The organism is Carboxydothermus pertinax, from assembly GCF_001950255.1.
GTDB lineage: Bacteria > Bacillota > Z-2901 > Carboxydothermales > Carboxydothermaceae > Carboxydothermus > Carboxydothermus pertinax.
This window is the reverse complement of the sequence record NZ_BDJK01000006.1, coordinates 214,123-235,951: the sequence shown is the minus strand read 5'-3', so window position 1 is coordinate 235,951 and position 21,829 is coordinate 214,123. Positions and strand designations below refer to the sequence as shown.

Annotated in this window: 20 protein-coding genes and 1 pseudogene; 5 read left to right on the top strand and 16 right to left on the bottom strand. The window is 42.9% G+C overall.

The window, feature by feature from the left end; genetic code table 11:
- Positions 1 to 67: 67 nt before the first annotated feature.
- From cpu_RS02535 to cpu_RS02515, 5 genes are all read left to right on the top strand, one after another.
- Complete coding sequence (locus cpu_RS02535; RefSeq protein WP_075858412.1) at positions 68 to 1,447, top strand: sigma 54-interacting transcriptional regulator; 1,380 nt, start codon at positions 68 to 70, stop codon at positions 1,445 to 1,447.
- Between the two features lie 156 nt (positions 1,448 to 1,603).
- Entirely contained in the window at positions 1,604 to 3,529 is a 1,926-nt protein-coding gene (locus tag cpu_RS02530) for an AMP-binding protein (protein WP_075858411.1), read from the top strand.
- A 1-nt stretch (position 3,530) separates the two neighbouring features.
- On the top strand, positions 3,531 to 4,676 hold the full coding sequence (locus cpu_RS02525) for an acyl-CoA dehydrogenase (protein ID WP_075858410.1): 1,146 nt from the start codon (positions 3,531 to 3,533) through the stop codon (positions 4,674 to 4,676).
- Positions 4,677 to 4,696: 20 nt separating this feature from the next.
- Positions 4,697 to 5,950, top strand: a complete 1,254-nt coding sequence (locus tag cpu_RS02520) for a thiolase domain-containing protein (protein WP_075858409.1) — start codon at positions 4,697 to 4,699, stop codon at positions 5,948 to 5,950.
- A 1-nt stretch (position 5,951) separates the two neighbouring features.
- Entirely contained in the window at positions 5,952 to 6,440 is a 489-nt protein-coding gene (locus cpu_RS02515) for a Zn-ribbon domain-containing OB-fold protein (protein WP_075858408.1), read from the top strand.
- A 412-nt stretch (positions 6,441 to 6,852) separates the two neighbouring features.
- Here cpu_RS02515 and cpu_RS02510 read toward each other — a convergent pair whose 3' ends face one another.
- The 16 genes and pseudogenes from cpu_RS02510 to cpu_RS02440 form a co-directional block, all read right to left on the bottom strand.
- Positions 6,853 to 7,221 (bottom strand): gamma-glutamylcyclotransferase family protein, encoded by a 369-nt coding sequence (locus cpu_RS02510; protein WP_075858407.1) that lies wholly within the window; start codon positions 7,219 to 7,221, stop codon positions 6,853 to 6,855.
- A gap of 11 nt (positions 7,222 to 7,232) precedes the next feature.
- Positions 7,233 to 7,871 carry an IMPACT family protein gene (locus tag cpu_RS02505; protein ID WP_075858406.1) on the bottom strand — a complete coding sequence of 213 codons (639 nt, stop codon included), beginning with the start codon at positions 7,869 to 7,871 and terminating at the stop codon, positions 7,233 to 7,235.
- Between the two features lie 150 nt (positions 7,872 to 8,021).
- A complete protein-coding gene (locus cpu_RS02500; RefSeq protein ID WP_075858405.1) occupies positions 8,022 to 8,681 on the bottom strand; it encodes a zinc dependent phospholipase C family protein in 660 nt (219 codons plus the stop codon).
- Positions 8,682 to 8,768: 87 nt separating this feature from the next.
- Positions 8,769 to 8,972: pseudogene (locus cpu_RS13580) on the bottom strand (thioredoxin family protein); the annotation flags it as partial.
- Positions 8,973 to 8,984: 12 nt separating this feature from the next.
- Positions 8,985 to 9,425, bottom strand: a complete 441-nt coding sequence (locus tag cpu_RS02495) for a thioredoxin family protein (RefSeq protein ID WP_077177125.1) — start codon at positions 9,423 to 9,425, stop codon at positions 8,985 to 8,987.
- A 195-nt stretch (positions 9,426 to 9,620) separates the two neighbouring features.
- The gene (locus tag cpu_RS02490; RefSeq protein ID WP_075858404.1) at positions 9,621 to 10,118 is read right to left on the bottom strand and encodes a rubrerythrin family protein; all 498 of its coding nucleotides are present in this window, start codon (positions 10,116 to 10,118) and stop codon (positions 9,621 to 9,623) included.
- Between the two features lie 51 nt (positions 10,119 to 10,169).
- Entirely contained in the window at positions 10,170 to 11,354 is a 1,185-nt protein-coding gene (locus cpu_RS02485; RefSeq protein ID WP_075858403.1) for an NAD(P)/FAD-dependent oxidoreductase, read from the bottom strand.
- A gap of 13 nt (positions 11,355 to 11,367) precedes the next feature.
- Complete coding sequence (cooS, locus tag cpu_RS02480; protein WP_075858402.1) at positions 11,368 to 13,269, bottom strand: anaerobic carbon-monoxide dehydrogenase catalytic subunit; 1,902 nt, start codon at positions 13,267 to 13,269, stop codon at positions 11,368 to 11,370.
- Positions 13,270 to 13,273: 4 nt separating this feature from the next.
- Complete coding sequence (locus cpu_RS02475; RefSeq protein WP_075858401.1) at positions 13,274 to 13,759, bottom strand: 4Fe-4S dicluster domain-containing protein; 486 nt, start codon at positions 13,757 to 13,759, stop codon at positions 13,274 to 13,276.
- Positions 13,760 to 13,910: 151 nt separating this feature from the next.
- Positions 13,911 to 14,099, bottom strand: a complete 189-nt coding sequence (locus cpu_RS02470) for a 4-oxalocrotonate tautomerase (RefSeq protein ID WP_075858400.1) — start codon at positions 14,097 to 14,099, stop codon at positions 13,911 to 13,913.
- 59 nt (positions 14,100 to 14,158) lie between these two features.
- Positions 14,159 to 16,840 (bottom strand): formate dehydrogenase subunit alpha, encoded by a 2,682-nt coding sequence (fdhF, locus tag cpu_RS02465; RefSeq protein ID WP_077177124.1) that lies wholly within the window; start codon positions 16,838 to 16,840, stop codon positions 14,159 to 14,161.
- A gap of 13 nt (positions 16,841 to 16,853) precedes the next feature.
- Positions 16,854 to 18,632 (bottom strand): NADH-quinone oxidoreductase subunit NuoF, encoded by a 1,779-nt coding sequence (gene nuoF, locus cpu_RS02460; protein WP_075858399.1) that lies wholly within the window; start codon positions 18,630 to 18,632, stop codon positions 16,854 to 16,856.
- Positions 18,633 to 18,642: 10 nt separating this feature from the next.
- The gene (nuoE, locus tag cpu_RS02455; protein ID WP_234970168.1) at positions 18,643 to 19,137 is read right to left on the bottom strand and encodes an NADH-quinone oxidoreductase subunit NuoE; all 495 of its coding nucleotides are present in this window, start codon (positions 19,135 to 19,137) and stop codon (positions 18,643 to 18,645) included.
- A gap of 176 nt (positions 19,138 to 19,313) precedes the next feature.
- Complete coding sequence (locus cpu_RS02450) at positions 19,314 to 19,892, bottom strand: 5-formyltetrahydrofolate cyclo-ligase (protein ID WP_075858397.1); 579 nt, start codon at positions 19,890 to 19,892, stop codon at positions 19,314 to 19,316.
- Between the two features lie 132 nt (positions 19,893 to 20,024).
- Positions 20,025 to 20,456 carry an ACT domain-containing protein gene (locus tag cpu_RS02445; protein ID WP_075858396.1) on the bottom strand — a complete coding sequence of 144 codons (432 nt, stop codon included), beginning with the start codon at positions 20,454 to 20,456 and terminating at the stop codon, positions 20,025 to 20,027.
- A gap of 15 nt (positions 20,457 to 20,471) precedes the next feature.
- Entirely contained in the window at positions 20,472 to 21,755 is a 1,284-nt protein-coding gene (locus cpu_RS02440; protein WP_075858463.1) for a phenylacetate--CoA ligase family protein, read from the bottom strand.
- Between the last annotated feature and the right edge of the window lie 74 nt (positions 21,756 to 21,829).

Genomic DNA, 21,829 nt, shown 5'->3' with positions numbered 1-21,829 from the left:
AATATTTTAAAAAATTAGCAGGTAATTTGTCTTAATTTTTAGAATATATTAATCAGGGGTGACATTTATGCAAATAAAGCAAATAATGACTACCAAGCTTATTGCCATTGAGCCTGACGGTACATTGCGGGAAGCTACTTACCTTATGCGTCTTAACAAAATTGATGCTTTACCGGTGGTTGACCAAAGTAACAAACTTTTAGGGTTAATAACTAAAAGTCATGTGCTTGATGCTTTCCTTAATAACCTTTCTCCGGATACACCGGTAAAAAAACTGATGATTACTGAACTTTTTACCTTTACCCCGGAAGAAGACGCCGATAAAACCTGGGAAGTACCGGTTGGGAGAGTACCCGTAGTAGATAGTGATGGTAAAATTATCGGTATTGTCACCCGTACTGATTTAATTCGCAGTTATTATAAAGAATTAAAAAGGCTAAATTCATTATTAAACGAACGCCTCGAAAACTACCGGGAAGCCTTAAAGCACCTGCGGGAAAGTCAATACCAGCAACCAATAGTTTATAAAAGCGCTGCCATGGAGCACGTGGTAGAACTAGCCCGCCGCGTTGCGGATATTGATGCGACAGTGCTAATACTGGGAGAATCCGGTTCCGGTAAAGAAGTAATTGCCTCCCTCATCCACCAGGAAAGCAGGCGCCGTACGGAAAATTTCATTAAAATAAACTGTTCCGCCATACCGGACAACCTCCTGGAATCAGAACTTTTTGGCTACGAGCAGGGAGCTTTTTCCGGCGCCAATAAAAACGGAAAACCCGGCCTCTTTGAACTGGCCAACCACGGGACAATTTTCTTAGATGAAATTGGTGACCTTCCCCTACAGCTTCAAGCCAAGCTTTTAAGGGTTTTACAGGACAAGGAAATTTACCGTCTTGGAAGTACGACTCCGAGAAAATTAGATGTAAGAATTATAGCCGCTACCAATAGAGACCTCAGCCAAATGGTAAAAAACAAAACCTTTCGCGAAGACCTCTACTATCGTTTAAATGTAATTCCCATCGTGATTCCGCCCCTGCGGGAGCGTCCTGAAGATATCCCGGCTTTAATTCACTATTTTTTGGAGGTATTTAACAAAAAACACGGTTTTAAAAAACTTTTCGCCCCGGAACTGGTTGATTTTTTGACCGAAAAGCCCTGGCCCGGAAATGTCCGGGAGCTCAGTAACACTGTGGAGCGTCTTGTCATTGTTTCAACGGGTAAGATCGTTACTTTAGAAGATTACCAAAATCTGTTTACCACAGTTAAAATAAAAGAAAATCCGGAAGATTTATCCCTAGCCAAAAAACTCAATACCGTGGAAAAAAGTCTTATTTTAAAAGCTTTAGAAACCCACGGTTCAACCCGCAAAGCCGCAAAGGCTTTAGGAATAAGTCAGGCTTCCTTTATTAGAAAAGCCCGCAAACACGGCATTAAAACCGGCTTTTAGTGCTTCAATAGTGAAGCATCGCTGCAAAAATAATTCGGGTAGATCTTAGCTAGCTGCTTCAAAAGTGAAGCAGCTATTTTTATGGTTTTAACTTTTTTGTTGGCATGAAGTTTGCTTTCTTAATTTTTAGAAAATTCTTAAAAAGGAGGTGAAAAATTGTTTATCCCGGAGGAACGCCATTTAAAGGAAAGCTTTATTGCCCGTTTTATGGCTCGCTGGCACTTTAAAAGCTTTGAGGAGTTAATTAAAGCAGCATTTAGCTATCCAGACTGGTTTTATTCGGAAATGGCCAAACAACTGGACTTAACTTTTTTCACTCCCTACGAAAAAATAGAAGATTTAAGCCAGGGCTGGCACTATCCAAAATATTTTACTAATGCCAGCTTTAACATCGCCTACGACGCGGTTGTTAAAAAAGCCCTCGCAAACGGTGAAAAACTTGCAATTATTGCCGAAAAAGAAAATTCTACCGTCGAAACCCTGACCTATCAACAATTTTACCGGGAAATCCAAAAGGCAGCAACGGTCCTTGTAAATCTTGACATTTCTTTGGGCGATAGGGTTGCGATTTACCTTCCGATGATTAAAGAAGCACCAGTCTTTTTGCTAGCTTTAGCCTATATCGGAGCTGTGGCCGTACCGGTTTTTTCCGGGTACGGCGTGGAAGCGGTCCGGGAAAGGGTTACCCTTTCCGGGGCTAAACTGTTAATCACCGCTGACGGCTTTTCCCGCCGGGGCCAGGAAGTTTCTCTTTTAAAAACAGCCCTTGAGGCAGTTAAAGACCTTAACACTGCTATTCTTACGGTTTCAAATTTCAATACCCAAAAGCTTCCTTATTCCCGGGAAAAGCTTTATTGGTACAACGACCTGAAAGAAAAATTTACGCAAGAAGTTTCCCTGGCAGATACCAAAACCGAAGATCCCCTTTTAATCATCTATACCTCCGGAACGACCGGAAAACCCAAGGGAACCCTTCATACCCATATTGGCTTTCCGGTAAAAAACGCTATTGATATGCTCTTTGCCTTTGATATTGGTCCCCAGGACAGAGTTTTTTGGATAACCGATTTAGGCTGGATGATGGGGCCCTGGTTAATTTACGGAACTTTATTGATTGGTGGCACAGTAATTCTTTATGAAGGCTCTCCCGATTATCCGAACCGCACCCGGCTATGGGAACTTATTGAAAAGCATCAAATTACTGTTTTAGGCCTTTCTCCAACTTTAATCCGACATCTCATGACTTTTCCCGATGCCGAACCGGCAAACTTCAACCTTAAAAGCCTTAGAATTTTAGGTTCCACCGGTGAACCCTGGACCGAGGAAGCCTGGCAGTGGTTTTTTGCAAAAGTAGGAAAAGGTAAACTTCCCATCATCAATTATTCCGGAGGTACGGAGATATCCGGAGGAATATTAGCTTCCTACCCCATCCACCCAATTCCTCCTTGTGCTTTTACCGGGGTTTTACCGGGAATTAATGCTGACGTGGTCGATGAAAAGGGAAAACCGGTAAGAAACCGGGTGGGAGAACTGGTAATTAAAGGGCCCTGGAACGGTATTACCCGGGGATTTTTTAAGGAACCGGAGCGTTTTGAAAAAACCTATTTTTCCCGCTTTGGCCAGGACCTCTGGGCTCATGGCGACTGGGCCAAAATTGATGAAAACGGCTACTGGTACATCCTGGGAAGGTCCGATGACACCATAAAAGTTGCGGGAAAACGTCTGGGACCGGCAGAAGTGGAAAATATCGTCAACGCTCTCCCCGAAATAGCCGAATCGGCAGCCTTTGGAGTGCCCCATCCAATTAAGGGAGAGGTATTAGTAGTAGTTGCCGTTCCAAGTAAAAAGGATATTGCCAAAGAGGAACTTATCCAAAAAATCAAAAACCAAATCGCGACCAAACTTTCTAAAGCTCTGTCTCCCGAAGACGTATTAATCATCAAAGCCCTGCCTAAAACCAGAAACGGCAAAATATTGCGACGCCTAATCCGGGAAAGTTATTTAGGAGATGTAAATAGTGATACTTCTTCTTTAGAAAACCCCAGTGCCTTGAAAGAAATTAGTAAAGAAAGGAGGGAGTGAGGTGAATTTTGAGCTTTCCGAAGAACATAAACTACTCCAGACCACCGTAAGGAAGTTTGCCGAGGAAGTTTTAAAACCCAAAGTCCGGGAAATAGACAAAAACGGCAAAATTCCAGGTGAAATCTGGTGGCAACTGGGGGAACTGGGGCTTATGGGGCTCCCTATTCCGGAAAAGTATGGAGGCATTGGTTCCGATTATTTAAGTTTTGCCATTGCTGTAGAAGAGTTAGCAAGGGTTTGCCCTTCCCTGGCCCTTTCCTATTCGGCCCATATCTCCCTGGGAGCAATGCCAATTTTACTTTTTGGAACAGAAGAACAAAAAGAAACTTATCTGCCTCCATTAACTCTTGGTAAATACTTAGGAGCCTTTGGCCTAACTGAACCAAATGCCGGCTCCGATGCCGGTGGAACCCAAACCACCGCCGTTTTGGACGGGGATCATTACGTCATAAACGGCAGCAAAATGTTTATAACCAATGCCAGCTACGCCAAATACGTTACCATTACTGCTGTCACCGAGCGCAGCAAAGGAACCAGGGGAATCTCTGCCTTCATCGTTCCAGTTGGTACCCCCGGCTTTACGATAATTGATAATCTGGAAAAGCTGGGCATGCGAGGTTCCAATACCACCGAACTGGTCTTTGAAAATGTCCGCATTCCCAAAGAAAACCTTTTGGGTAAACCCGGGGAAGGATTTAAACAGTTTCTGCAGGTTTTAAACAACGGGCGAATTGGAATTGCTGCTCTTTCGGTAGGAGTTGCCCAGGGTGCTTTTGAGCAAGCACTGGCCTATGCCAACACCCGAATTCAGTTTAAGAAACCCATATCCTCCAACCAGGCAATTGCTTTCAAACTGGCCGATATGGCCACCAAGATTGAACTGGCCAGAAACCTTACCTATAAAGCCGCCTGGCTTAAAGAAAACAACCGCCCCTTTGCCAAGGAGGCAGCTATGGCCAAACTCTACGCCTCGGAAATTGCCGTGGAAGTAGCCTTGGATGCGGTACAAATCCACGGAGGTTACGGTTACATTACCGAGTATCAGGTAGAAATGTTTTTACGAGACGCCAAGCTTTTAACCATCGGTGAAGGTACGTCAGAAATTCAAAGGCTGGTCATCGCCCGGCAGCTTGGCTGTCCGGTATAAAATTAAAAGGAGGTTTTTCGATGCGTCCAGTTTATATGGTAGCCGGGGGCATTACCAAATTTAAAAAAGCAAACCCCGACAAAGATTTTCGTTACATGGTTAAAGAAGCTTTCGATTATGCTATGAATGACATCCCAAAATTAGACCGCGAACAAATTGATGCCACTGTAGCTTCGTATTTTTCCGACCATTTTACCCGGCAATTAATGGCCGGAATTATGGTCCAGGATTATTTAGGTTTAGTTCCCAAAATGTCCAAAAGAATTGAAGGCGGAGGCGCAACTGGAGGATTATGCTTTCAAACCGCCTGGGAAACTATAGCATCCGGTAGGGCTGAAGTCTGCGTGGCTTACGGCTTTGAAACCATGTCTCACGTTAATACCTGGAAAGGAAACGAATTTATCGCTCATGCTTCAGATACAAATTTTGACTATCCCGTAGGCGGATTTTACACCGGTTACTATGCTTTAATGGCCCGGCGACACATGTACGAATTTGGAACCACCGAACAACAATTAGCTATGGTGTCGGTAAAAAACCATAAAAATGCCATTTATAACCCCTACAGCCAATTTCCAGCGGAATTAACAATTGAAGACGTGTTAAAGTCGGAAATGGTCGCTGACCCCTTAAAGCGACTTGACATTTGCGTGATGTCCGATGGAGCAGCGGTAGCCATCCTGGCTTCGGAAGAAATGGCTTATAAACTCACCGACAAACCGGTTAAAATCACGGGTATTGGTACCGGTACCGATACGATGCGCTTAGCCGACCGACCCTCGGGAAAAGTTATTTTACTGCCCCACGAAAAAGAAGACGATTATAAAGACTTAAAATATCCAGGAGTGCACTCTTTCCGGGGCGGGCGGATGGCAGCCCTGCAGGCGTATAAAATGGCAGGAATAACCGATCCTTTAAAAGAACTGGATTTTGTAGAACTTCATGACGCTTACACTTCCTCGGAAATTCAAACCTATGAAGACCTTGGTCTTTGCAAGTACGGTGAGGGCGGTAAATTTGTAGAAAGCGGTTATGCCGAACTCAACGGGAAAGTACCGGTAAACCCCTCGGGCGGACTTCTGGCTTGCGGCCACCCAGTAGGTGCTACCGGTCTAATGCAAGCGGTCTTTGCCTTCTGGCAGCTTCAGGGAACCATCGGCAAGCATTTTGGTAATGACAAGCTGCAAATTAAAAATGCTAAAAGAGGATTAATTCACAGTCATGCCGGTACTGGCACTTACATTACGGTTTCTATTTTAGAAAGGGGGTTTTAAAATGGCTAATAAAAACTTTAAATTACCGGAAAGCGAACAAACGGGAACAATAGTTTTTAATTTAGACCCCTTGATTATAAAACACCATTATGAAATTGACTATATTCACAGCTATGCCCAGGATACCCCATTTTTTAGAGGTCTGTCCGAAGGAAAACTTCTAAGTACTTACTGCCCTAGCTGTGGTTATAAGTATGGTACTCCCCGGGCCCACTGCATGCATTGCGGTAGCCCTACCGAATGGTTTGAACTACCCAAAGAAGGTTACGTGCATACTTATACTACCTGCTACTTTGGCAGTGAAGAATTTTTAAAGGAAACACCGTTTCATTTGATTTTAGTAGAATGGCCGGACGTTGATACCTTTTTCCTGGGAAGACTGGTGGGTGTAAAACCCGGAGAAATTAAAATTGGCATGAAAGTTAAAGCCAGGTTTAAACGCCTCTCTCAATTTAAACCTACTGATGTTTATTTTGTTCCAGCAGAATAAAAAGGAGGTAGCAATTTTGGGCAAAAAGCTAGACAACTATTTTTTCTAACAAAATTTAACGTAAATCCAAATTTTATCGATATTAGAGCCCAAAAGCTTGCCGACTTAAGTCCCTGTCGGCAAGCTTATCTAAAAAAAGCAATCCTCCATCTTTTAATACTACCGCAAACTAAAGGCGATATCGCAATTCATTTTAATATTTCTCTTACCCTTACTCAAGAAGTGCTACAAGAATTAGTTAAAAGTAAAAAGATAAAAAAAATCGTTTTTAGAAAAAAAATTTACTATCAAGCTTTAAAATAAAAGGGTTTTTGCTTTTTTTGTCGAAATTTAAAACATGGCCCTAAAAGGTGAGAGTAAACCTTAAAAACCCCACAACCCAAACGATAGCCTTTTAGGGCTTTTTTTATTTTTAACCCTGCCAGGGTTGTTGGTCATAGGGTATGTATTTTTCCTCATCCACGGTACCGTTATAAACATAAACAAAGACTTCGTGTTCTTCGTCCATAAGATCAATAGCTTTTGTTAGAATCCTTTGGTACAAGCTACCTTCCCCCTCATAATCGTCAAGCCGGGCTAAAGTCTTTTCTGGTTCATATACTAATTCATAAATCTCCCCTTTAACCCGATCACCCTCCCGCCTAACTACTCCGGGGTACCAGTTAGAAACCTTAAACAAAGAAAAACCATAAATTTCGCCGGGACCTAAAAATTTTTGCCGGGAAAGCAGGAAATTCGCCTTCTGGTTTTGCATAAGCGTACCATACACAAATACTTTCATCCTTTCCCCCCTTAAACGGGTAAATACTTACCTTCTTTATATTTCACCAGCATTTCATCCTCTTTTTGGATCTTTGCCTGGCCGGAAGACAGATCAATTACTTCCCGGAGAAATTTTTCTTCAAGTTCAGGAATAACTCCAAAATACCCGGTAACTTCCTGAAGATACTGCGGCTCCTTTTGCGGCAAGCCCAAGGTAGCCGCAAGTTTTAATACCCGTGACCAATGCTCATAACAAACTGTAACTCTATAAACCGGGATTTTCTTAACAATGATTATAGAAGCATTATTCAAACAAAGCTCAGCAGCTTTGCGGTAAGCTCGAATTAAGCCCCCAGCTCCCAAAAGGATTCCCCCAAAGTACCGGGTTACCACTACACAGACATTGGTTAGTTTTTTTTGCAAAATTGCTTCCAAAACGGGTCGTCCGGCGGTACCGGAAGGCTCACCATCGTCACTCATCCGGGTAATCCTGTTTTCAATACTGAACGCATAAACATTATGGGTAGCATCTTTGTGCTTTTCTTTTATCTCATCGATAAACTCCCTTGCTTCCTCCTCGGAGCTTACTGGTAGCGCCCGACCGATAAATAATGATTTTCTTTCGGTAAACCTTTCTTCTGAAAAAGCCTCAATAGTAATAAATTCCATTTTTCCTCACCGTTTTTTTCTTTCATTATACCAAAAAAATAAAAAACGGGGGCAAGTCTCCTTGCCCAGCCGCTTCGCAAAATCCATTTCAATTTTTCGGTTATAAGTCTTTTGCGCCCCCACTAAATTATTATGTAAGTAAAAACAATTTTATAACCCAAATTTTTTAAAATAATTGTCAAATTCTAAAAATATGAGCTTCGTAAGTTCCACCGCTACTGCCAGTAGCTCCTTAGAAACCCGGTAGTAGTTAAGTTCTCCAGCTTTTTTTCCAACTAAATCATAATAGTCTAGGATTTTGGGGCAAAAAGTTTCTACATCTAAAGTTAAGTACGGCGTAAAAAGAGACGGTAAACTTAAGTTTTTAATTATTTTTTTAATATTATTGCCCACCCAACGCTCAAACTTTTTATGACCATCTAAAAAAGTAGGCTTTAAATGGTGGGGTTCAGTAAAATCTTGTAAAATGTGGACTGCTCGGCCAAAATGCCAGAAAGCTTTTGGGTTTTTTTGTTCTTGAAGTTTTAAAAAACTATTTAGTTCCTGCTGCAACACTTCTCTGGCAGGTATAAAAATAAATAACCCTTTTTTCGTTTGGGGATTAAAATAATGGTTAACATTTTGCCAGCCCTTATCCGCTGCATACATGCCACTGTAAATTAATGGGTAATATTTTTCATAATAAATTGTTTTATAGTTTTCTTCCTGCAATTGCTTTAAAGCTTTATTTAAGACATATCCATGGGTTGGTTCAACATTATCCAAAAACGCTTGCAAAGGTGCAATAATTTTTAAAGCCTTTTCAACCATTACCTTGCCTCCGGTTCGTAATTTATTAATATTTTGGCAAGGTATAGGTTAAATATACAAAAGCTGCGGGTTATCCCGCAGCTTTTTTTACTGTACCGCTTCCAATATTTTTTGCACAAACATCGCTTCCGGTGCTGCCCCTTCAATTTCTACCTTCTCGTTAATTACAGACTTGGGAACACCAAAAACGTTGTACTTATCGCCCAATTCCGGGAATTCGCTCACTTCGATAACTTCAGCCCGAATGTTGGCGTTAGCCTGAGCAAACCGGTTAGCTGCAACTGCAGCCCGTGGGCAGTACGGTCAGGTAGGTGTTACAAAAACCTTAATAGTTACCGGAGAGGTAACTTTAGAAAGTTCAGCTAAAACATTATCCGGAAGTTCCGGCTTACCTCTAGAAAGGTCAATAATCGTCTCAATTACCGTTGAAAACTCATAGCCTGAAGGAATCCCGTAAAAACGAATCCCTACATCCTCATTTGCTTCAAAAACTATGGCAGGAATCTTGTCGATACCGTATTTTTCCACCATTTCTTTTTCGGTAGGATAGGTATGAACTACTAGCTTAATTTTTTCACTGGTAGCCGCTAATTCTTCTAAAAGCTGTTTGGTATGGTCGCAATACTGGCAATCATTAGCCAATACCGGGCTTTTGGTAAAAAAGCGAACGGTCACATCGTTGACCATTTCTTTGGCAAATTTGTCTTTAAGAAACTGTACATCCTTATCCTGTAAAAATGCCACCTTGCTTCACTCCTTTTCTCTTATGTAAGTTTTTGCGAAACTTTTTTATAGTATTTTTATACCTTTACAATGATAATACTTCTTAAAGTAAAATTTGTCAATTGTTTTTTTCTTTTTTTAGTCTATCCTTTTTGGCATAAAAATACTTTGGTAAATATTGAAATAGCCTTCGGAAAAAACCGAAGGCTATTTTGTTTAAACTTGGAAAAATTTTTCCCCCGGAGCATTGCAGATAGCGCAGCGCTCGGGCCTTTTCTTTTCAATATTCCCACAAATTGGACAAATGTAATATTCTCCTTCCACATCTTTACCAGCTTCTAAGGCACTTAAAGCCTCCTGGTAAAGCCGGGCATGAACTTCTTCGGCTTTGGAAGCAAAATTAAAACTTCTAACCGCATTAGTTTCCCCGGAAGATTCAGCTTCTTTAATAAATTCCGGATACATATCGGTAAATTCGTAAGTTTCACCGGCAACCGCAGTTTTCAGGTTCTCTAAAGTAGAGCCAATTTTACCGGCAACTTCCAAGTGTTTTAAAGCATGTATGGTTTCGGCTTCCGCCGCGCTTCTAAAAAGCTTGGCAATATTGGGATAACCTTCCGCTTCCGCCTTTTTCGCAAAAGCTAAGTACTTTCGGTTGGCCTGGGATTCCCCGGCAAAAGCTGCCATTAAATTTTCCAAAGTTTTTTGGTCCATTGCTTCCCCTCCTTTGATTTTTATCTACATTTTACCAGAAATTTATTGTTTTTAAAATATTTTTAAAAAGGAGGGCAATTTATTTATTTTTCCTCCGGAAAGAATTAGCTGGGTAAGTCTTCCAGCTCCCCGCACCTCACCGCTTAAAATATATCCCTTTAATTTGGCTCCATCCATTACAAGTTTTAAGTAGTTTGCTCCCTGTCTTTTTTTTATTACTGTGTAACCTTCATCCCTGCGGGTAATACCTGCTGCAATGGTACTAAACCCAAAAAACTCCAGGGAGTTCATGCTTATGGAACCTTGATACACATAATTTTGTCCGACCATATTCATTGCTGCTATCTTTCCCTGTTCGGCGGCAATTGGCCAGAGTGCATTAACTCTAGGTTTACCATAAGCTATATCATAGGTTTTTGCCACATCTCCCGCAGCCCAGACATCCTCCCAAGGAGTCCTTAAATATTGGTCCACCGGTAGGCCTTCGGCAAATTTCTCCGCCTCAGGTAAAAATTCAACATTAGGAGTTACCCCTTTTCCCACCAAAACCAAATCCGCTTTTAAAGTTTTTCCGCTTAAAAGCTTAACTTCCAAAACTTTATCTTCCCCTAAAAATTCTAAAACATCTTCCTCCAAAAGAATTTTCATTCCTTTTTTTTCTAAATTTTGTTGCACCAACTCCGCCGCTGTTTCATCCAAAACCTGGGACAATATTTGCGGGGATGCTACGACAACGGTAACTTTAATTCCCCGCTTTAACAAACCATAAGCCCCTTTTAAGCTCACCAGCCCTCCACCTATTATTACCGCCTGTTCGGCCTTTTGGGAACAGTCGATGATACTTTTAGCATCTTCTAAGGTCCTTAAGTTAAAAATTCCAGGTAAGTTACTTCCAGGAAGCGAAAGCTTTTTAGCTTTCGCTCCACTGGCAATTAAAAGACGGTCATAAGGGTAAAAGTTTTTTGCCGTAAAAACTTTTTTTTCTCCAAAATCAATTTTTATTACTTTTTCCTGTCTTTTTAGCTTAATCCGGTTTTTTTCGTAAAAATCCCTGGGGCGAATATAAATTTGTTCCTCACCGATATCCCCGGCAATAAAATACGATGTTAAGCAACGGCCATAAACCTCGTATGGCTCATCGGTTAATATCGTAATTTCCCCAGTAGGATCTAATTTTCTTAAGTTTTCCGCCGCAAAAACACCCGCAGCACTATTACCAATAATTAAATATTTCATTAAAGTTAACCCCCTAAAGGTTTAACAAAGCCCGCTTGGTCTTTATGTGCTCAATCATGCCTGCTGCAGCTTTATAAGGATCTGTTTCTACATAAAACTTACCACCAATTAAAGTTTCAGCATCCTGGGTTAAGATTTGGGTAACTTTGGGGCTTCCTAAAACCGGCGGAATAACCCCTAAATGGGTCATAATGCCCATCGCCACCGCCCAGGTTCCAATGCTTAAAGCCTTCTCGTGCTGGTATTCGGGAGCAGAAGCAGCAATGGGCAGGTCTTTAGGACTAACCTTGAGATAATTAGCCACAGCTATTACTAAATCCCCAATCCGGGAGTTATCCACGCAACTTCCCATGTGCAAAACTGGTGGCAGCGGCCCTCCTAAGTCATTGGCAGTACCAATTGCGGTTAAGACTGTTCTTAACCCTTCGCCCGCCAATTCAGCTGCCGCCGGATCCATCAAACCTGCTTTGGCTAAGGCATGAGCAGAACAGCCGGTAGTAACCACCAAAACATTGTTTTTAATTAATTCTTTTACTAACTCAATATGGAACCAGTCATGTTTTACTTTGGCATTATTACAACCTACGGTGGCTACTACCCCCAGAATATTACCCGAGACAATATTATCGATTAAGGGCTTTAAAGGATCAGCTGGATTTAGTTTTGCTAAAGCTTTTACTATTGCTTCCACGCTAAAACCAGCCACTACCTTGGCTTTTTCCCGGGGAATGTAGACTTTGGCAGGATTTCTCTTTTGGAAACTTGCAATAGCCATCCTTACAATTTCTTGAGAAGCCGTATCGGCAGTTTCGCTGTTAAAAGGTACGTGTTCAGCACCAGGGATCTTGACAATAGGCATAGTAGTTACCAGGCGGGTATGATAACAAGCAGCTATTTCCGCTAAAGAGGGCATAATGCACTGGACATCCACTACCATTAAATCCACGGCTCCAGTGACGATAGCTAATTCCTGAGCCAGAAAGTTTGTCGCCAAGGGAACCCCTTGCCGCATCAATACTTCATTGCCGGTACAGCAAATACCGGCAAGATTAATTCCTTTTGCTCCTGCTTTTTTAGCCTCCTCTTCTAATTTTCGACTCCACTCTACAATCTTTTCCGATAAAAGAGGTACGTGGCCATGGACAATAATATTCACATAATCTTCTTTAAGTACTCCTAAGTTAGCTTCGGTCACTACCGGTTGGGGTGTACCAAAAATTATATCCTGTAAGTCAGTGGCCAGCTTAAGTCCCGCAAAACCATCTACTAAACCCAGGCGAAGGGTTTTTAAGATTAAATTTACCGGGTCTGCATCCATGCCCATAGTAGTCTGGTGCAGAGCTTCTCTTATCTCCCGGTCTGGATTTCTTGGTAACACACCAAGCTTTTCCCAGAGTTCCAACCTTTCCTTGGGAGAATTTGCTTTTAGGTAGGTCATCGGAGCAGTACTGGAATTGGCAAAATCAAAATAAATTACCTGACACATTTCTTTGACAATTTCCTGCTCCGTTTTATTAGCGGTAGCTATACCTAAAGTATGAGCCACTTGTTTTAATTTTTCCGCATCCTTAATCCCGTAACTTTCTGCTCCTTCAGCAATCTTTTCTAAAACTTCTAAAACATCATAAGCATGGTCTACATGGGCAGCAGCTCCGGCAGCCACCTGGCGCAGTAAATTTCTTGCCACTATTACTTCAGCTGTTGCTCCACAAATTCCCACTTGCGGCCCTTCCCCAAAGGGGTCGATCCGGCACGGTCCTTGAACGCAATGGCGGCAGCAAAGTCCGGATAAACCAAAACCACACTGGGGCTGTTGCGCTTCGTAGCGGTCAAAAACAGTTACTATCCCTTCTTCCCGGGCTTTTTGGTAAAGCTTGGGAACAGCCTGGTCTACCGATAATTTATTGTTCTCCATCCAATCACTCCCTCACCAAGAAATTTGTTAAGTATTTTTGACGTTCCTTTTTAGCATAAGTAGGAATCTCTGCAAAAGATAGGGCTTTGGTGGGACAAGCTAAAACGCATTGGGGATAACCAATTTCAGCGCAGCGGTCACATTTGGCAGCTTTATGCTGGTTCTTTGTCATAACGCCAAAAGGACAAACCATCACACACATAAAACAGCCAACACACCTTTGGGAGTTTAACACAACTTCTTCGGAAAGTTCGTCTTTGGTTAAAGCTCCACTCATGCAGGCCATAACACAGGGGGCATCTTCGCACTGGCGGCACATTAAAGGAAAATTGGTTGGACCATTTGCTTCCACAAAGATTCGGCGCACTGGCTTTGGTTCTTCAAAAATTGCTGAAAAAAATTGTTTTTCCTTGCTATGGGCGGTAGCGCAAACCAATTCACAGGTTTTACAGCCAAGGCATTTTGTTAAATCCACTAAAATCTCCCGCAAATTATCACCTCCAAAAAAGGTAGTCTTTAAAATAACTCTTTAAAATATATTTCGCAATTTTTCTAGCAATTCCTGCAATTATTTTTCAAAATCTTTAGATTATTTTATTTAAGAAAAAAGGCAGCTAGAAAGCCGCCTTTTAAAAGAATTTTTATTTTTTATCCGCTCGTAAGACTCCCGCTTCTCCGTAATTTTCCGGTTTCATATCGCGAATAATAATTTTCACCGCTTCCGGCGAGCATTTAACCACGTCAACTACGGCTTCAGTAATTCTTCTGACCAGCTCTCGTTTTTGCTCTACAGTTCTTCCCTCTAACATTTCAATTTGAATAAACGGCATTTAAAATTACCTCCTCCAGGGATAGTTCTTACAGCAAGCTTACAGAACCGTCCCATCAGTTATATTTTTTCAATTTTGGCGGCAGAGAACTTGAGCTCCGGCGTTTTGGCCATGGGGTCCCGGGCCGGGTTGGTCACCTGGTTGACCGGACTTTCAAAAAAGTGAAACGAGGTAAATACGGTTCCTACCGGCACTTTATCCGTAATTGCCACTTTAATTTCCACATTACCGCGGCGGGTGGTTACCCTGACCCTATCGCCATCACTTAGCTTTAAAGTTCTGGCATCTTCCGGGTTAATTTCGAGATGATCCTCAGGCACGTGTTCGCCCATCATCGACCTCCGGCTCATTGTCCCAGTATGGTAATGGTAAAGCCGGCGACCGGTAATTAAAGTAAAGGGATACTCATGATCCGGCTTTTCCTCCGGTTCTCTAAAGGGAATCGGGTGGAATAAGCCTTTGCCGCGCACAAATTTGTCGCTGTGAAGGAATTTGGTCCCCGGATGATCAGGTGCCGGACACGGCCACTGTAAACTCTTCTTCTCTAAGCGTTCATACGTAATCCCTGCATAACTGGGAGTAAGGCTGCGCATTTCCTCAAAAATTTCTTCGGCGGATTGGTAGTTCATTGGATAGCCCATCTTGGCAGCCACCAGGGAGATAATCTCCCAATCGGGTTTGGATTCACCAACACAGGGTATTGCTTTTCTTACCCTTTGTACCCGGCGTTCGGTATTGGTAAAGGTACCGTCTTTTTCCGCAAATGTTGCCGCCGGCAATACTACATCCGCATATTTTGCCGTTTCGGTCAGGAAAATGTCCTGCACTACCAGGAAATCTAATTTCTCTAAGGCATGTTCAATATGCCGGGCATCGGGATCCGATAAAACCGGGTTTTCGCCCATGATATACATGGCTTTTATCTTGCCTGATAAGGCACCATCAAACATTTCCCCTAAGGTAAGGCCGGGTTTTTCCGGAAGCTTTACTCCCCAGGCTTTTGAAAACTTTTCATTGGCCTTTGGATCATCAACCCGCTGGTAACCGGTGAAGACATTGGGAAGGCCGCCCATGTCGCAAGCACCCTGAACGTTGTTTTGCCCACGAAGCGGGTTCACCCCGGCACCGTCTTTGCCGATATGGCCGGTAAGCATGGCTAAGTTGGCAACAGCTAAAACCCCGTAAGTACCAAAGCTAAACTGGGTAATTCCCATGGTGTATAAAAGCATCGCTCTGGAAGCTTTAGCATACATTCGGGCCGCTTCCCGGATTTTTTCGGCAGGCACGCCACAGATTTCGGCTACCGCTTCCGGAGAATAATCTTTAACCGTTTCCTTGTAGGAATCAAATCCTTCGGTACGCTCCCGGATGAACTCCTCATTGTAGAGTCCTTCCTCAATAATTACATGAGCCAGCGCGTTTAGTAAGGGTAAGTTTGTCCCCGGCTTTAACTGCAGGTGAAGATCCGCATAGCTCGCCAGTTCAATATTCCGGGGGTCAATAACTATTAATTTAGCCCCTTTCTTTACCGCCTGCTTGATCTTATAACCTGCTACCGGGTGAGACTCGGTGGTATTGGAGCCTATTAAAACAATTAAGTCGGTCTCCATGATGTCTTCAAAGCTGTTCGTCATAGCACCACTGCCAAAAGCGGCGGCAAGACCTGCCACCGAAGGCGAGTGTCAGAGGCGGGCACAATGGTCAATATTGTTTGTACCAATCACCGCCCGGGCAAATTTACTTAAAAGGTAATTATCTTCATTGGTACATTTTGCGGAAGCTAAGATCCCTATAGCGTCACTGCCGTGCTTGGCTTTCACTTCCGCGAGTTTTTCAGCTACCAGCTCTAAAGCCTCATCCCAGGTAGCTTCCACAAACTCGCCGTTTTTCTTAATTAATGGTTTGGTCAGCCGGTCACCGCTGTGGATAAATTTATAGCCAAAGCGGCCTTTAACGCACATAAACCGGCCGTTAACCTCGGAAGTAGGATTAGGGGCAACCCCTACCACTTTATCGTCTTTTACCAGCAAATCAAAGTTACAGCCAACGCCGCAGTAGGGACAGGTGGTTTTTACCCTTTTAACCTCCCAGGGTCTAAATTTCCCCCGGGTGTCTTTGACCGTCAGCGCTCCAGTAGGACATACGGTAACGCAGCTTCCGCAAAAGACGCAATTGGATTCGGCTAAAGTTCCATCATAAGGTGGAGCCACTTTGGTTTTAAAGCCCCGGTTGATAAAATCTATTACTGAATAACCAACAATCTCGTCACAAACCCGTACACACTTACCACAGAGGATGCATTTGTTCATATCCCGAACAATAAATGGGTTATTATCTTCAATGGGGTAAACGTTTTTATCCCCTTGATAACTTCCCCGACGGACTCCATACTCATAAGCATAAGCCGCCAGAGCACATTCTCCCATTTTATCGCAGGTAAGACAATCTTCGGGGTGGTTACTTAAAAGCAGGTCTAAAATTTCTTTCCGGGCATTGATCACCGGCTCCGAATGAGTTAAAACTTCCATTCCCGGCGCTACCGGGGTAACGCAAGAAGCAGCTAAATTCCGCGCTCCCTTAACCTCGACCACACATATCCTGCAAGCTCCGGGTTTAGAAAGCTCCGGGTCGTGGCAGAGGGTTGGAATCTTAAAACCAGCAGTTTGAGCTGCTTCTAAAATCGTCGTGCCTTCAGGCACCGTTACTTTTATACCGTTTATTTTTAAAGTAATGTCTGCCATCCATATCCCCCCTTTAGCCTTTAACTATGGCGCCAAACTTACATTTTTCCATACAGGAACCACATTTAATACACTTTTCCGGATCAATCTTATGGGGCTGTTTTCTTTCGCCAGAAATTGCCCCCACGGGACAGACCCGGGCACAGGCTCCGCAGCCCACGCATTTATCTTCAAGAATCTTATACTGCAAAAGCGCCGAGCAAACCCCCGCCGGACATTTCTTGTCATAAATATGGGCTTCATACTCGTGCCTAAAATAGCGTAAAGTGGAAAGTACCGGGTTAGGAGCCGTTTGCCCTAAACCGCAAAGGCTTGCACTTTTAATGTTGTAGGCCAATTTTTCCAAAGTTTCAAGGTCCCCCGGCTCTCCTTTTCCTTCAGTGATTTTTTGGAGAATTTCTAACATTCTTTTTGTTCCTTCCCGGCAGGGAACGCATTTGCCGCAGGATTCTTTTTGGGTAAAGTTTAAGAAAAATTTGGCTACGTCCACCATACAGGTAGTTTCATCCATAACTACCAAACCGCCAGAACCCATCATGGCACCGGCTTTAATTAATGAGTCATAATCCACCGGTAAGTCCAAGAGTTCTTCCGGCAAGCAGCCCCCGGAAGGTCCTCCAATTTGTACCGCTTTAAACTTCCGGCCACCTTTAATCCCGCCACCAATATCAAAAATTATCTGCCGCATAGTGATACCCATCGGTACTTCTACCAGACCGGTATTATTAACTTTACCGGTCAAGGCAAAGATCTTTGTCCCTTTACTTCCTTCGGTACCCATGGCGGCATACCAGTCGGCGCCGTTTTTAATTATCAGGGGCACGTTAGCAAAGGTTTCCACGTTATTTATATTGGTTGGTTTGCCCCATAGACCTTTCACCGCCGGAAAAGGCGGACGAGGTCTTGGCATTCCTCTATTTCCTTCAATGGAAGTCAAAAGGGCGGTTTCTTCACCGCAAACAAAAGCTCCAGCCCCGGCTTTAATTTTTATCCGGAAATTAAACCCGCTACCAAAGATATTTTCACCCAAATAGCCTTTTTCTTCCGCTTGTTTTATGGCAATTTGCAGGCGCTTAATAGCCAGGGGATATTCAGCCCGTACATAAATATAGCCCTCATCAGCTCCCACCGCATAACCGCAAATGGCCATACCTTCCAAAACCGCGTGAGGGTCCCCTTCCAAAACAGAACGGTCCATAAAGGCGCCGGGGTCACCTTCGTCAGCGTTGCAGACGACGTATTTTTTATCCCCTTTGGCGTCTTTGGTAAACTGCCATTTCATTCCGGTGGGGAAGCCGCCGCCGCCCCGACCTCGTAAGCCCGATTTTTTCACCTCATCAACCACTTCCTGGGACGACATGGTAGTCAAAGCTTTTTTTAGCGCCTCATACCCTCCACTGACCACATAATCTTCAATCCGTTCGGGATTAATATGACCACAATTATGCAGGACCAAGCGCTTTTGCTTGGCATAAAAAGATATTTCGGTATACTTTTCTACTTTTTTTTCCACCTGGGGTTCATGGAATAAGACTTTTTCTACAATTTGCCCACCTAAAAGGTGTTTTTCAATAATTTCCGGTACATCGTCTACTTCCACCCGACAGTAAAAAGTCTTATCCGGCTCAATGATTACAATCGGCCCCTGTTCACAAAAACCGTGACAACCGGTGTTGTAAACTTCTATATCGGTTATACCTCTTTGGGCCAATTCTTCCCGAAACTTTTCGGTAACTTTAGGTGAACCGGACGAAATGCAACCCGTCCCCGCACAAATCAAAACCTTTCTCATAAGGCACCCCCTATTCATACTTAGCCAGGATTTCTTTCACTTTATCCGGGGTAAGACGACCGTAGGTGTCGTCATTGACCATAATAACAGGAGCTAAACCACAAGCCCCAATACAAGCCACCGATTCAACGGTAAACCGTAAATCGGGAGTCGTTTCCCCATCGCCAACCCCCAGCTCGTTTTTGATTGCTTCAAAAACTTTAGCCCCACCGCGCACATGGCAGGCGGTACCCAAACAAGCCCGGACAACATTACGCCCCCGGGGTTTTAAGTGAAACTGGGCATAAAAGGTGGCTACTCCATAAACCTTACTAAAGGGGATTTTAAGACTACTGCTTATCTCCTCCATAACATCCTTTGGGAGATAGCCGTAAATCTCCTGAGCTCCCTGTAAAACCGGAATCAGGGCTCCTTTTTGCCCCTGATACTGCACAAGGAGTTCTTTTAGCTTTTCTTTTTTAGGATCGGTAACTTCCTTCCCGCAAGCACAAACCAAGGAACACACCCCCTAATTAGAAATTAGAAGTTAAAGATTAGAAATTGGATTAAACCATTTAATAAAACATTAAAACTAATTAAAAAGCTAAAAATTAGATGTGGAAATTAGAAGTCAGAAAAAACATTAAGAAACTTTTAAAAAAATTTAATATTTATATATATTTAATTTAAACCATTAGCAGTTTAATACAGGCGGCAGTTGATGAGGCGCTCCTCAGTAATAATATAATCCATGGGGATGTCGTGGGGCCCACTAACAATTTTCGGTACAATCTGAAGCTCAAAAGCCAAAGCAACCTTTTTTACCCCAGGTCGAAGTTTGGATAAAAACCGGTCGTAAAAACCAGCCCCGTACCCCAAGCGGTTTCCCTTTAGGTCAAAAGCCACCCCCGGCACCAGTATTAAATCAATTTCCTCCAGGGCTACCACCTGTCTTTTTTCCTCTTTAGGCTCCAAGATGCCATAAGTTCCCTCCATTAAATCCCCAAAATCCCAAAGGTATACCGGCAAAAGCTTTTTTTCCGAAAGGATAGTTACCGGAATTACCACTCTTTTACCGTGCGCCCATAAATCTTTTATAATTTCCCGGGTTCTTACCTCCCCCCGAAAATCCAGGTAAACCATAACCGTTCTGGATTGCTGATAATCTCGAAAAGATTTTAAGAGTTGCAAAATTTTAGCGCTTTTTTCCTCAATTTCTTCTGGCAATTGACCAGCTCTTTTGTTTAATATTTCCTTTCTTAAAAATTTTTTATCATCCATCCCAACATCTTCCTTATTTTCAGACTTTTCAAAACATATAACCTTTTAAGAATTCTCTTTCTTAAGTCATTTTCCTGCTTATTTTTATTTTTTTAAATTTAATTTAACAAAAAACCGGCTTTATAAGGCCGGTTATAAGCTATAAACTTTGCTACCTTTAAAAACCTTTATCCCATTATCGGTGAGAATTTTAATGGCTTTTTCTATCTCTTCGACTCTAAAGACCACTAAAGCATTGTCCGATGCTTTTTCCACAAAGGCATATAAATACTCGATATTAATATTGTGAGGTTCTAGAGTCTTTAAAACTCCAGCAAGCCCCCCGGGATTATCGGGAACCTCTACAGCAATAACATCGGTTAAACTTACCATAAATTGCTCCGCTTTTAAGAGTCTATAGGCTTCATCGGGCTTGTTAACGATAAGCCTTAAAATCCCAAAATCGGTAGTATCGGCAATCGATAAGGCCCGGATATTAATCTTATTTTCCCCTAAAATTTCTGTTACCCGGGCTAATCTTCCTGATTTGTTTTCTAAAAATACCGATAGCTGCTTTACAATCACTAAAAATCCCTCCTTTTATTTTAAATCCCTTTTATCCAAGACTCTTTTGGCTTTCCCTTCACTCCGGGGAATGGTGCGCGGCTCTACCAACCGGACTTTAGCATTGATATTTAAGACGGTATAAAGTTCGGCCTCTACCTTTTTCTCCCACTGCTCAAGCCTTTTTACCTCATCGGAGAAAAACTGATCCGATAACTCTACCCAAACTTCAAGCTGATCTAAAGCTCCCTTTTTGTCTACTACAATCATATAATGGGGTTCAGTATATCCCAAAGACAAAAGCACTGTTTCGATTTGGGAAGGAAAAACGTTGACCCCCCGGATAATTAACATATCATCGCTCCGGCCGGTGACCCGATCCATCCTAACTAACATACTGCCGCACTTACAGGGTTCATAAGAAAGGGCGGTAATATCTTTCGTCCGGTAGCGCAAAAGGGGTATCCCCTCTTTGGTAAGGGTAGTAATAACCAGTTCACCCTTTTCCCCTTCGGGCAGCACTTCGCCGGTGTCCGGGTCTATAATTTCCGGTAAAAAGTGATCTTCGTTTAAATGAAGTCCCTTTTGCTCCTGACATTCCATAGCTACTCCCGGCCCCATGATTTCACTTAAGCCGTAAACATCAATAGCTTTTATTTTTAGCTTTTCTTCAATCTTGGCCCTTAATTCTTCACTCCAGGGCTCCGCACCAAAAATCCCCAGACGCAATTTTAACCTTTCCCTGGAAATCCCCAGCTCCACCATCACTTCCGCCAGGTGCAAAGCATAGGACGGAGTACAGGTTAAAACCGTCGCCCCAAAATCCTCCATTAGCATCAACTGCCTTTTACTATTACCTCCAGAAACCGGTACTACTGTAGCCCCAAGCTTTTCTGCTCCGTAATGAAAACCCAATCCACCGGTAAACAGCCCGTATCCATAAGCATTGTGGATGATATCTTTGGCAGTTACCCCAGCTTTTTGCATGGACCTTGCCATTAGTTCACTCCATAGTTCAATATCATTTTTGGTATAACCAACAACTGTGGGCTTACCGGTAGTGCCGGAAGAAGCATGGATTCTAACCAGCTCTTCCTGGCTTACCGCAAAAAGGCCAAAGGGATAATTATCCCGCAAGTCTTGCTTGGTAGTAAAAGGAAGATGCCGAAGGTCTGCCAATGATTTTAGTTTGTCCGGCGTAAAACCGATAGCATCCAGGCGCTTACGGTAAAAGGGTACCTTTGCATATATCCTTTCCAGTAAATTTTTAAGCCGTAAAAACTGCAGGTGTTTTATTTCCTCCCGCTCTTGTGCTACCATTAGCTCTTTATCCCCCCTGAAAATTGTTAAAATTTTTTTATATATTCGACAAAATAAAGATATTTCCTTTTCCT